At 65.3% G+C, this 12425-nt stretch carries 11 protein-coding genes; 9 read left to right on the forward strand and 2 right to left on the reverse strand.

Annotated features, from left to right (window positions below):
- Together X803_RS19620 and X803_RS0111960 are read left to right on the forward strand one after the other, a co-directional pair.
- The coding region (locus X803_RS19620) for a sensor histidine kinase (RefSeq protein WP_035778826.1) at positions 1 to 1144 on the forward strand (1144 nt) is incomplete at its 5' end.
- On the forward strand, positions 1141 to 1821 hold the full coding sequence (locus X803_RS0111960; protein WP_026545319.1) for a response regulator transcription factor: 681 nt from the start codon (positions 1141 to 1143) through the stop codon (positions 1819 to 1821). The genes X803_RS19620 and X803_RS0111960, both read left to right, overlap by 4 nt.
- A 51-nt stretch (positions 1822 to 1872) precedes the next feature.
- Here X803_RS0111960 and X803_RS0111965 read toward each other — a convergent pair whose 3' ends face one another.
- On the reverse strand, positions 1873 to 2412 hold the full coding sequence (locus X803_RS0111965) for a hypothetical protein (RefSeq protein ID WP_026545320.1): 540 nt from the start codon (positions 2410 to 2412) through the stop codon (positions 1873 to 1875).
- A gap of 257 nt (positions 2413 to 2669) precedes the next feature.
- On the opposite strand from X803_RS0111965, the gene X803_RS0111970 reads away from it, so the two are divergent.
- The 6 genes from X803_RS0111970 (at position 2670) to glgX (ending at position 9111) form a co-directional block, all read left to right on the forward strand.
- Positions 2670 to 3152 carry a CarD family transcriptional regulator gene (locus tag X803_RS0111970; RefSeq protein ID WP_026545321.1) on the forward strand — a complete coding sequence of 161 codons (483 nt, stop codon included), beginning with the start codon at positions 2670 to 2672 and terminating at the stop codon, positions 3150 to 3152.
- A gap of 92 nt (positions 3153 to 3244) precedes the next feature.
- The gene (gene ispD / locus X803_RS0111975; RefSeq protein WP_026545322.1) at positions 3245 to 3961 is read left to right on the forward strand and encodes a 2-C-methyl-D-erythritol 4-phosphate cytidylyltransferase; all 717 of its coding nucleotides are present in this window, start codon (positions 3245 to 3247) and stop codon (positions 3959 to 3961) included.
- Positions 3958 to 4446, forward strand: a complete 489-nt coding sequence (gene ispF, locus X803_RS0111980) for a 2-C-methyl-D-erythritol 2,4-cyclodiphosphate synthase (protein WP_026545323.1) — start codon at positions 3958 to 3960, stop codon at positions 4444 to 4446. Before ispD ends, ispF begins: the two co-directional genes overlap by 4 nt.
- A gap of 49 nt (positions 4447 to 4495) precedes the next feature.
- Positions 4496 to 5935 (forward strand): cysteine--tRNA ligase, encoded by a 1440-nt coding sequence (gene cysS / locus X803_RS0111985; RefSeq protein ID WP_026545324.1) that lies wholly within the window; start codon positions 4496 to 4498, stop codon positions 5933 to 5935.
- 88 nt (positions 5936 to 6023) lie between these two features.
- Positions 6024 to 7016 carry a 23S rRNA (guanosine(2251)-2'-O)-methyltransferase RlmB gene (gene rlmB, locus X803_RS0111990; protein WP_026545325.1) on the forward strand — a complete coding sequence of 331 codons (993 nt, stop codon included), beginning with the start codon at positions 6024 to 6026 and terminating at the stop codon, positions 7014 to 7016.
- A gap of 16 nt (positions 7017 to 7032) precedes the next feature.
- Positions 7033 to 9111, forward strand: coding sequence for a glycogen debranching protein GlgX (glgX, locus tag X803_RS0111995; RefSeq protein ID WP_026545326.1), 2079 nt, complete (start codon positions 7033 to 7035; stop codon positions 9109 to 9111).
- Here glgX and glgP read toward each other — a convergent pair.
- A complete protein-coding gene (glgP, locus tag X803_RS0112000) occupies positions 9108 to 11720 on the reverse strand; it encodes an alpha-glucan family phosphorylase (RefSeq protein WP_026545327.1) in 2613 nt (870 codons plus the stop codon). The two genes, glgX and glgP, sit on opposite strands and share 4 nt — an antisense overlap.
- 189 nt (positions 11721 to 11909) lie before the next feature.
- On the opposite strand from glgP, the gene X803_RS21545 reads away from it, so the two are divergent.
- Positions 11910 to 12425, forward strand: a 516-nt coding sequence (locus X803_RS21545) for a maltotransferase domain-containing protein (RefSeq protein ID WP_035778830.1), incomplete at its 3' end; no start/stop codon positions are given.

The following is a 12425-nucleotide window of genomic DNA, read 5'->3' on the forward strand; positions in this document are numbered from 1 at the left end:
CGATTCTGACGAGCCGGTGCTCCCGAAAGGAGCCGCCGATGTGCTCTCCGTCATCGGGCGCGCCTACGTCATTGTCGACGGTATTGACGGTGTGGTCCGGGCAAGCCCGGCCGCCTACGCTTTCGGCCTCGTGCGCGGCCATACCGTTGTCCACCGTGAACTCCTTGAGCTCACGGCCCGGGTCCGGAGGGACGGGGTCATCGAAGAGCGGCAGCTGGAACTTCCCCGCGGTCCGCTCGGACAGGGCACCATCGTTGTGCAGGCCCGCGTCGCCGCGCTCGGCGAGGAGTACATCCTGATCCTGGCCGATGACCGCACCGAGATCACCCGCACCGAGGAAATCCGCAACGACTTCGTGGCGAATGTTTCCCACGAACTCAAGACCCCCGTCGGTGCCATCTCGCTCCTCGCGGAGGCCCTTGATGACGCGGCCTCAGACGAGGTCGCAGTGCGCCGTTTCGCCCAGCGGATGCACAAGGAGTCGGGCAGGCTCTCAGCGCTGGTCCAGGACATCATCGAGCTGTCCCGCCTGCAGGGTACCGACGTCGTCCGTCGGGGTAAGCCCGTCGATGTGAACGCGGTGATCGCCGAGGCTGTGGACCGCAACAAGCTTCCCGCGGAGAGCAAGCAGATCGACATTGTGGTCGGCGGGAAGATCGACTCACCGGTCTACGGCGACCCTGACCTGCTCATGACTGCTTTCCGCAACCTCATCGACAACGCCATCCGCTATTCACCGGAGGGAACCCGGGTGGGTGTCGGCCTGCGCTCCCGTGACGGACTGGCGCAGATCTCCGTCACGGACCAGGGGCTCGGCATCACGCCCGAGGAGCAGGAACGCATCTTCGAGCGCTTCTACCGCATCGATGCGGCGCGCTCCCGGCAGACCGGCGGCACGGGCCTGGGCCTGAGCATCGTCAAGCATGTGGTGTCCAACCACGGCGGCGAGGTGACCGTCTGGTCGCAGCAGGGCCAGGGAAGCACCTTCACCGTCCGTCTGCCGGAGATGGAAACAGCAGACGACGACGCCGGCCCGGCCGCCGCTTCCGGCGCCACCGGAAGCTCGCGGACAGAGACCACACAGCACGAGAGCCCGCTGGGCGACAAGGGCGGCAGCGCCCGGAACCAAGGAGTAAAAGCGTGAGCCGCATCCTGATCGTTGAAGATGAAGAGTCCTTCAGCGACCCCCTGTCCTATCTCCTGGGCAAGGAGGGCTTTGACGCCGTTGTGGTGGATAACGGTCCTGATGCACTGACCGAGTTTGACCGGGCAGGAGCTGACCTTGTGCTCCTCGACCTGCAGCTTCCGGGGCTGTCGGGTACAGAGGTGTGCCGCCAGCTCAGGCAGCGCTCCTCCGTCCCGGTGATCATGCTGACGGCCAAGGATTCAGAGATCGACAAGGTGGTGGGCCTCGAGCTGGGGGCCGATGACTACGTCACCAAGCCCTATTCGTCACGTGAGCTGGTGGCACGCGTCCGCGCAGTGCTGCGCAGGCAGGGCGAACCGGAAGAGCTCATCTCCAACACCGTCGCGGCCGGTCCGGTCCGCATGGATGTGGAACGGCACGTGGTGAGCGTCAATGGGGAGCAGGTCTCGCTGCCCCTGAAGGAGTTCGAGCTGCTGGAGATGCTGCTCCGCAATTCCGGGAGGGTACTCACCCGGGGCCAGCTGATTGACCGGGTGTGGGGCTCGGACTATGTGGGGGACACCAAGACGCTGGACGTTCACGTCAAGCGCCTTCGCGGGAAGATCGAGCCGGACCCCTCCGCGCCGCGTCACCTCGTCACGGTGCGCGGGCTGGGATACAAATACGAGCCTTAAACCAGGGAAGGCGCCGAACCCCACCGGGGCCGGCGCCTTCCGTAGACGTATCTAGTGGTCTTCCTCGCCGGCTTCCTCGCCGGCTTCCTCGGACGGTGAAGGCTCCGGGGTGAATCCGCCGGGCACGTACTCGCGGTATTCCTCGAGGGTCCCGTCCAGCACGGGTACACGGAACGTCTCGCTTTCAGAGTTCACCGTGAAGTCGAGGTCCACCAGGGCACCGGGGATTTCGCTGATGCCCTGCAGCGTGCCGTCGTCGTCAACCTCGTCCTCGAACACGTACTTGCCGTTGGCCTCGATGGTGATCTGCGAACTTTCGTTCTCGCCGTCGATGGTGACCTGAACGGGCGAGTCGGACTCGTTGAACATGGTGCCCAGCAGTGTGCCCGGCTCGCCCTCATCAGAGGTAATGATGAGGATGTTGCGCAGGAGCACCGGTCCAACCTGCTCCACGATTCCATCCGAGGCGGAGTACTGCAGGGTGGTTGCCTGGAGGCTGGTAGCGGAACAGCCGGTGGCTCCAAGGAGAGCCAGCACAGCGCTTCCGGCAGCTACTGCCAGCTGTACTCGTTTCTTCGGGGCACTCTTCACGGCACTAACTCCTGAGGGTATGGTTCGGCGACCGGTGGACAAACGCTATGTCACAGCCTATCGGCAACCCGGACGATTATTGGACTTCAATGAACCCCTGCAACCGATCCGGACGTCGCCGCATGCATCAAATCTGCCCTGCGTCAAGAGCGGAATGATAGCTAATTGATCGCTGTCTGCCCCGCTGACCTGCGATAACGCGTAATGGGCGTGTCGTTTTCGTGATAAACTGATCTGCGGGAAAGGGGATTATCCACATGGTTTTTGAGGTCGGCGAAACAGTTGTTTACCCTCACCACGGCGCAGCAAAGATTGAAGAGATCAAGATGCGCACTGTCAAGGGCGAAGAGAAGATGTATCTCAAGCTCAAGGTGGCACAGGGTGATCTGACCATTGAAGTTCCAGCAGAGAACGTTGACCTCGTCGGGGTACGTGACGTTGTGGGCAAGGAAGGCCTTGAGCACGTTTTCGACGTACTCCGGGCCGAATTCACCGAGGAGCCTACCAACTGGTCACGCCGGTACAAGGCAAACCTGGAGAAGCTCGCATCGGGAGACGTCATCAAGGTCGCGGAAGTTGTCCGGGACCTTTGGCGCCGGGACCACGATCGAGGTCTGTCCGCCGGTGAAAAGCGGATGCTGGCAAAGGCTCGCCAGATCCTGATCTCGGAGCTTGCCCTGGCCGAGAAGACGGATGAAGAGAAGGCCGCCACCGTACTCGACGAAGTACTGGCTTCCTAGAAGAAAAAGGACCGCGGAGACGCGGTCCTTTTCTTTTCTCCGCTCCCCGCAGGCTCACAAGTGAGCCTGCGGGGTTCGCGTAGGGTGAAGCTGTGTCAGAAGATCCACGCCGCGTTGGCGTCATCATTGTCGCCGCGGGCTCCGGCGTGCGCCTCGGCCGCGGCATGCCCAAGGCCCTCGTCCGGTGTGCGGGCCGCACTCTGCTTGAGCTCTCACTCGACGGTGTCCGCGCCTCGGCGGTTGCCGGCCACATCCGTGTGGTGGTTCCACCGGGTGATACAGAGTTGAGGGCCATCATCGACGCCTATCCGTCCGGCGTGACCATCGCCGCTGTTGACGGCGGTTCCAGCCGGCCTGAATCCGTTCGGGCCGGACTGGCTGCGCTGCCCGCGGACGTCGACATTGTGCTCGTTCACGATGCCGCCCGGGCGCTCACTCCGCCGCATGTGTTCCATTCCGTGGTGGCCGCCGTCCGCGGAGGTGCGGCCGCGGTCGTGCCGGGAATCGCGGTGTCAGACACCATCAAGGTGGTGGACGGAAACACGGTGACAGCAACCCCCGATCGCGCCACACTGCGCGCGGTCCAGACACCACAGGGCTTCGATGCCGCAACGCTGCATGCCGCACACGCGGCCGTCCGGGACCATGGTTCCGTGACCGACGACGCGATGCTCGTAGAGTCCCTCGGCACCCCGGTCACGCTCGCGCCGGGCGATCCCCTGGCATTCAAAGTCACAACACCGCTTGACCTGATGCTCGCGGAAGCGATTGTTCTACAGGCCCGGGCGCAGGCGCAGGAGGATCAATGACAGCGAAGTTGCCGCGCACCGGCATCGGAATCGACGTCCATGCATTTGCTCCCTCCGGCCAATCCCGGACGCTGTGGCTGGCAGGGCTGGAATGGCCCGGAGAGCGCGGCCTTGCCGGACATTCCGACGGCGACGCCGTGGCTCACGCCGCAGCCGATGCCCTGTTCTCCGCCTCCGGGACGGGGGACCTCGGCAGCAACTTCGGTACCGACCGCCCCGAGTACGCCGGTGCTTCCGGGATCACCCTGTTGACCGAGGCAGCGCGCATTGTGCGGGCGGCGGGCTTCGAGATCGGCAACGTTGCAGTGCAGCTTGTCGGGAACCGCCCGCGTTTCACTCCGCGGCGCGCCGAAGCGGAGGCCGCCCTCTCTGCTGCGGTCGGGGCGCCGGTCACCGTCTCCGCAACCACGAGTGACGGGTTGGGCTTCACCGGCCGGGGCGAGGGAATAGCGGCGGTTGCCACCGCCGTCGTCGTCGAGTGTTGACCGGATTTTCCGGTGAGGGCACCGGGACCGGATTCGGTAGTCTGGGTCGGTGAGCCTGAGATTCTATGACACCGCAACAGCAGAAATCCGCGAGTTCACGTCCCTGACACCGGGGGCCGCGCGGGTGTACTACTGCGGTGCCACAGTGCAGGGGATGCCGCACGTGGGCCACGTGCGCTCGGCCATAGCGTTCGACCAGCTCACCCGCTGGTTGCGGGTACGCGGCTACCTGGTCACGGTGGTCCGCAACGTCACCGATATTGATGACAAGATCCTTGCCAAATCCCGGGCATCCTTCGAGGAACCCCTTGAGGATCCCGACGCCGTGCCCAATGAGGAGTGGTGGGCGCTGGCGTACCGCTATGAGCAGGAATTCCTCAAGGCCTACGACACCCTCGGCGTGCAGCGGCCCACCTATGAGCCGAGGGCAACAGGGCACATCCCCGAGATGCACCAGCTCATCCAGCAGCTCATCGACCGTGGGCACGCCTACCCTGCGTCGGACGGATCGGGAGATGTGTATTTCGATGTCCGTTCCTGGCCCGCCTACGGGAGTCTGACCCGCCAGAACGTGGATGACATGCAGGCAGCGCCGGACGCCGATCCCCGGGGCAAGAGGGATCCCCGCGACTTCGCCCTCTGGAAGGGATGGAAGGAGGGCGAGCCGGAAACGGCGGCCTGGCCCAGTCCCTGGGGCAACGGGCGCCCGGGCTGGCACCTGGAATGCTCGGCAATGGTCACCAGGTACCTTGGCACCGAGTTCGACATCCACGGCGGCGGTCTCGACCTGCGGTTCCCCCATCACGAGAATGAGATGGCGCAGTCCCAGGCCGCAGGCCACCGGTTCGCCCGGTTCTGGATGCACAACGGGATGGTGACCTATGAGGGCGAGAAGATGTCCAAGTCGGTCGGCAACACGGTCAGTCCCGCCGAGATGCTCCAGCTCACCACACCCAGGGTGGTCCGCTACTACCTCGGGCAGGCCCACTACCGCTCAGTGCTGGACTACCGGCCCACCTCGCTCCAGGAAGCCGCTGCCGCCGTCGAGCGCATTGACGGGTTCCTCGCCAAGTCCGGTCACGCTGGCGGCGCCCCGGACTGGGCGGATCTGCCGGAAGAGTTCGGTGCCGCCATGGATGATGACCTCAACGTGCCCCGGGCCCTCGCCGTACTCCACGAGACGGTGCGGGCAGGAAACTCGGCACTGGCAGTCAACGACAGCGCCGGCGCGGCCCGTGCTGCTGCCGCGGTATCGGCCATGACGGCGGCACTAGGGCTCGACGACGCCCGCCCGGCCGGAGGGGCGGAGAAAGGCCCGGAACTCACAGCCCTGGACGCGCTGGTCCGTTCCCAGCTCGCCGAGCGCGCGGCAGCCCGGGCAGGCCGGGACTGGGCCCGTGCGGACGCCATCCGGGACGCGCTGGCGGAGGCCGGCGTCGTCGTTGAGGATTCGGCGGACGGCGCGCGCTGGAGCCTCTCCCGCGGCTGAAAGTTCCGGAACGCGGCAGCGGAGGGGGCGGGGCGTCCGCCCGCGTAAACTGGACTGACGCAAGTCCTCTATCTGAAGGTGTTTCCCCATGGCCAACCCCCACGGACGTCCTGGCGCTATCCGCAAGACCAAGAAGGGTCCCACCATCGGTACTGGGGGGCACGGACGGAAGTCGCTCGAGGGCAAAGGACCAACACCCAAGGCCGAAGACCGTCCCTACCACAAGGCGCACAAGAGCAAGCAGCTGGCGGAGCGCTCCGCGGCGAAGCGGCTCGGAGGCAAGGCAGCGCCCGGCCGCTCCAGGGCCAAACCGGGTGAAGAGTACGTCACCGGGCGCAACGCCGTCGTGGAGGCGCTTCGGGCCGGTATTCCGGCGAAGGCGCTCCACGTGGCGATCCGGATCGACGTGGATGACCGCGTGCGTGAATCCCTCAAGCTCGCCACCGAGCGCGGAATCCCCCTGATGGAAACCGGCAAGCCGGAACTCGACCGGCTCGCGGACGGCTCCGTGCATCAGGGCATGATGCTCCAGATCCCACCCTACGAATACGCGGACGGGCTCGATCTTGCCGGTGAGGCCATCGCCAAATGGAAAAAGGGCCACATCACGCAGGCGCCCCTGCTCGTCGCGCTGGACGGTATCACCGATCCCCGCAACCTCGGCGCTATCATCCGTTCAGTCTCAGCCTTCAGCGGTCATGGGGTGATCGTCCCCGAGCGGCGGTCGGTCGGCGTTACTGCCTCCGCGTGGAAGACCAGCGCAGGTGCCGCAGTGCGTGTGCCTGTGGCGCGCGTGGGCAACCTCAATTCCACGCTGAAGTCCTTCAAGGAGATGGGCATCTTTGTCCTGGGCCTCGACGGCGACGGCGACGTCTCCCTGCCCGACCTCACCCTCGGCACCGAGCCGGTCTGCATCGTCGTCGGCTCCGAAGGCAAGGGACTCTCGCGGCTCGTCCGGGAGAACTGCGACCAGATCGTCTCCATCCCGATCGACTCCGCGATGGAATCACTGAACGCGTCCATGGCTGTGGGGATCAGCCTGTATGAAATCTCGCGCCAGCGGGCAACCAAAAAGCGCTAGGGACCGAATTACCGTCATGAGCCTGATCACCGAGATCCCCCAACTTTCCCAGGCGTTCCCGCTGGGGGTCAGCCGGTGCGCCGGTGACCAGCCGGACATCTTCAACGTCGCCGTGTACGCCCCGGATCTGGAGGCGGTGACCATCCACTACCAGGGCGCACACGGAGAGTGGACCGAAGCCCCGCTGCCGGAGCTCACGGACGGTGTCCACCACGGTGTGGTGGAGGGGTTCGGAGAGTCGGCGCGGTACGCGTTCTGGCCTGCCGGAGCGCCGTTGCCGGGAGAGCCCGGCGAGTCCCAACTGCTTCTGGATCCGTACGGCCGCGCCATCGACACGGTGCCGGCAGGGGATCAGCCCGCATATTTCTCGGTGGTGGTGGACAAGGCGTTCGACTGGGGCTCATCCCGCCGCCCTGCCACCCGCTGGCGTGACACAGTCATCTATGAGGCGCACCTCAAGGGGCTTACCCAGCTGCACCCGGACGTGCCCGAGGAACTTCGCGGCACCTACGCAGGCCTGGCTCACCCGGCGATGATCGGGTACCTCAGGGAGTTGGGGATCACCGCCGTCGAGCTCCTGCCGATCCACTTCCACATCGACGAGCCGCACCTGGCTCCACTGGGGCTCAACAACTACTGGGGTTACAACACGCTCGGCTTCTTCGCGCCGCATCCCGAGTACGCCACCGAAGGCGCGAGACAGGCCGGCCCCAAGGCCGTGCAGGACGAGCTGAAGGGCATGGTCCGTCTCCTTCATGAGGCGGGAATCGAGGTGATCCTCGATGTGGTCTACAACCACACGGCAGAAGGTCCGCAGGGCGGGCCCGCGCTCTGCTGGCGCGGTCTGAGCGAGATGAAGTACTACCGCCATTCCGACGACGGCCGGTACATCGATACCACCGGCTGCGGTAACACGGTCAACTTCGCTGAGCCGCGCGTCATCCAGTTCGCGCTGGATTCGCTGCGCTACTGGGTGGATGAGTTCGGGATCGACGGATTCCGGTTCGACCTCGCCGTAGCGCTGTGCCGCGATGAAAATCATCAGTTCACACCGCGCCACCCGCTGCTGATTGCCATTGCCGCAGATACCGTCCTCGGCGGCGTCAAGCTGATCGCCGAACCATGGGACGTGGGCTACAACGGTTGGCAGACCGGCAACTTCCCGCAGGGCTGGGCCGACTGGAATGACCGTTTCCGGGACACGGTCCGTGACTTCTGGCTGTCCGACCAGGCGGCTCTGGCCGAGGGCGGCGGCGCCGGCACTGTGGCCCGGCTGGCCAGCTGCCTTGCCGGGTCCGCCGACGTCTTCGGCCGTTCCGGCCGCACCGCGGTGTCGTCCATCAACTTCGTGACCGCGCATGACGGTTTCACCCTCGCGGACCTGACGGCCTACAACCGCAAGCACAACGAGGCCAACGGTGAAGCGAACCGCGATGGCCACAACCACAACCGGAGCTACAACCACGGTGTTGAGGGCCCTACTGAGCAGGAACGGATCCTGGCTGCCCGTGCCCTCACGGCCCGCAACCTGATGGCCACCCAGCTGCTCGCCCTCGGCGTGCCGATGATTACCGCCGGCGATGAATTCGGCCGGAGCCAGCACGGCAATAACAACGCCTATTGCCAGGACAACGAGTTGGCCTGGGTGCACTGGAACCATGACGAGGATGCCCGGACCATGCTCACGGCGACGCGGGAGCTGCTGCGGATCCGACGCGAATTCCTCAGCGAGCAACCCGCCGGGTATCCGGCACGGGAGGACACATCCTATCTGCTGTGGTTCAACGAGGACGGCGAACCGATGTCCCCGGCACAGTGGTCGGATCCCGGGTGCCGGACCGTCCAGCTGCTGCTTGGATCGCCGGACGGCACCCTGGACGGCCTGATCGTGATTAACGGGCACCTCGAGGACCGGCACCTGGTGCTTCCCACGGTGTCGGCGCTGGAGAAGTTCGGAGTGCCCGAGAGCGGGAGCCAGATGTTCGAGCTACGGTTCAGCACGGCGGCAGCGAACGCAAAACGCCGCGGCGCCCGCCTCCAAGGAGGAGAAACGGACACCGCGGCGTCGAACTCGATTACGGTCTACCGCGCCTAGGCATTCACTACGAGCCCCAGCTCCGCCTTGGACGCAAGGCTCTCATGCTGCGGGAGAACCCGGACGGTGTAGCCGAAGGACCCGGAGTGGTCAATGACAATGCCGCCTTCGAACAGGAACCGGCCCCTGCCGAGGTCCTCGGACACCTTCAGTTCTGCGACCGCCACCTCGCTGAGGTCGTCGCTGTCCGAAGCGCGGCCGTAGACCACTTCCACAACAACATCCTCCGGGTTCAGGCTGCCCAGTGACACGTAGGCGTTGACGGTGAGGGAATCGCCGATCTGCGGATCCTCGGAGACCCCCAGCGAGTCGACATGCTCAACCTGGACCGCCGACCAGCCGTCCTTGATCCTCGAACGCCAGGACGCGGCCTGCCGTGCAAACCTGTAGCCGTCGCCCACCGCGAGGCGCCCGGAACGGCAGGCGGGCTGATACAGCTGGCCGACGTAATCCTGCAGCATCCGCTCGGCGGAGACGGCGGGTCCAAGGTTTGCCATGGTGTGCTTGATCATCGCCACCCACTGGTGGGGGACACCGTCCTTCGATGAAGCGGACGGCCCCGCGGCTCCCGCGTCAGCAGGCCGGACGGTGCTGTAGAAGCGGGGTGCAACCTGCTCCTCGATGAGGTCGTACAGAGCCGCCGCCTCGATATCGTCACGTTCCTCAGTCGAGGCGCCGTTATTTGCGGTGGGGATCGCCCATCCGTTGTCGCCGTCGTACATCTCGTCCCACCAGCCGTCCAACACCGACAGGTTGAGTCCGCCGTTGATGGCCGATTTCATGCCCGACGTGCCGCACGCCTCGAGTGGGCGGAGCGGGTTGTTGAGCCACACGTCGCAGCCGGGGAAGAGGGTGCGGGCCATCGCAATGTCGTAGTTCGGCAGGAAGACGATCCGGTGCCGGACCTCGGGGTCGTCAGTGAACCGGACCAGATCCTGGATCATCCGCTTGCCCTGCTCGTCGGCAGGGTGTGACTTTCCTGCGATGACCAGCTGGATGGGGTTGGTCGGGTGGAGCAGAAGCGCCTTGAGGCGGTCAGGGTCCCGCAGCATCAGGGTGAGCCGCTTGTAGGTGGGAACCCGGCGCGCAAACCCGATGGTCAGCACGTCCGGATCGAGGACATTATCCGTCCAGGCGAGCTCGGCGTCGGCGGCGCCGCGTTTCTTCCAGGAAGACCGCAACCGGGAACGGACGTCGTCAATGAGGTTTGAGCGCATGATCCGGCGCAGCCGCCAGATGTCTGCGTCCTCGACGTCGTACACCCGGGACCACTGCGGGTCGAGGACCGACTCCGTGCCGAAGCTCTCCCGCGCGAAGTCCGCGATGAGGGGATCCACCCAGGTGGGCACGTGCACGCCGTTGGTCACGGAGCTGATGGGAACTTCCCTTGAGTCGAATCCCGGCCAGAGCCCGGAGAACATCTCGCGGGACACTTCGCCGTGCAGCTTCGCCACCCCGTTGGCGCGCTGTGCAAGGCGCAGACCCATGACGGCCATATTGAACTTTGAGCTGTCGCCGCCCTCGTAGTTTTCGGCACCGAGTTCCAGGACACGTTCGGTGGGCACTGACGGCGCCAGACCCGCGTCGAAGAAGTGCTGGATCTGGGCGCGCTCGAAACGGTCGATGCCCGCAGGGACCGGTGTATGGGTGGTGAACACGGTCGACGCGCGTCCGGCTGTCAGGGCTTCCTCCCAGGACATCGGCTGCTCGTTCGAGGAGTCCATCAGCTCACGGATGCGTTCGATTCCAAGGAACCCAGCGTGGCCCTCGTTGGTGTGGAAGACCTCCGGCGCGGGTGAACCTGTCAGCCGCTGGAAGATCCGCAGCGCCTTTACACCGCCCATGCCGAGCAGCAGTTCCTGCTGCAGGCGCTGGTCACCGCCGCCGCCGTAGAGGCGGTCGGTCACGTTGCGGGCCGCTTCGTCATTACCCGGCACGTTGGAATCCAGCAGCAGGAGGGGCACGCGGCCGACGTCGGCCCGCCAGATGTGCGCGAGCAGTTCGCGGCCGTTCGGAAGCGGCAGCACCACCGTCGCGGCTGATCCATCGGCCTCGCGCAGCAGCGTCAGCGGCAGGTTGTCAGGATCGAGGACCGGATAGGTTTCCTGCTGCCAGGCATCCCGTGAAAGGGACTGTTTGAAATAGCCCGCCTGGTAGAGGAGGCCGACCCCGACCAGCGGGACGCCCAGGTCGGATGCCGCCTTGAGGTGGTCACCGGCGAGGATCCCCAGGCCGCCGGAATACTGGGGCAGCACAGCGCTGATGCCGTACTCGGGGGAGAAGTAGGCGATGGACCGGGGCGCGTCGTCCCCGAGCGACTGGTACCAGCGCGGTTCGGAGAGATAGCGATCGAGGTCCTCTCCCAGATCCCTGATCCGCGCAACGAGTTCCTGGTTCGCTGCGATCCGCTGGAGCTGCTCGCGGGTGACCGAGCCGAGGAACTGCACAGGGTCATGGCCGCTGGCCTCCCAGGCCTCCGGATTGATGTCATGGAACAGGCGCGCGGTCGGCAGGTGCCAGGACCAGCGCAGGTTGCCGGCCAGCTTACCCAGCGGGGCAATGCTCGACGGAAGAACGGTACGGACAGTAAACCTTCGGATTGCCTTCACGTTGGGTAGGTTAGCGTACATTTCAGAGCCGGAGTACGTCCTGGGGCCGCATGTGCGTAAACGCTTGCATTGTGACGCGCAACACTCGACTCCCTTAGGAAGTCCCCTTAGCAATCTGGCCCGATAATGGATAACGTCTAGTCTGTGACCACTTCGAGCGAGGCGACACAAACAAGGACAGGCGCATCAATGGGCGAAGATTTGCGGTTCGGAAGAATTCCCATCACCAAGGTCTCCCCGGTGGTTGAGGCTGGATTGTTTCCCTCAAAGGCCATTCCGGGATCAGACATCGTGGTTGGAGCGACGGTATTCCGTGAGGGACACGACCAACTCGGTGTGTCGGCGGTGCTGCTCGATCCGGATGGAACCGAAGTGCAGCGGGCGCGGTTGACGCCCCTGGGCCTCGGTACCGACCGGTACGAGGGCAGACTGCGGCCCGCCAAGGAAGGGCTTCACTCCTTCCTGATCGAAGGCTGGAGCGACCTCTACGAAACCTGGCACCACAACGCCAGCGTGAAGATCGCGGCCGGCGTCGACGTCGAGCTCATGCTGGAGGAAGGCGCCGTCCTCTTCTCCTCCCATGCAGCTGCCAGGCCACAGGCTGAGCGTGAACTCTTCCTCGCCAGTGCAGAGCGGCTGCGGAACCGGGAGCTGCCGGTTGATGAGCGGCTTGCCGCCGGCCACTCAGCCGACATCCGCGCTGCG

The organism is Arthrobacter sp. 35/47, from assembly GCF_000520475.1.
Taxonomy (GTDB): Bacteria; Actinomycetota; Actinomycetes; order Actinomycetales; family Micrococcaceae; genus Arthrobacter_D; species Arthrobacter_D subterraneus.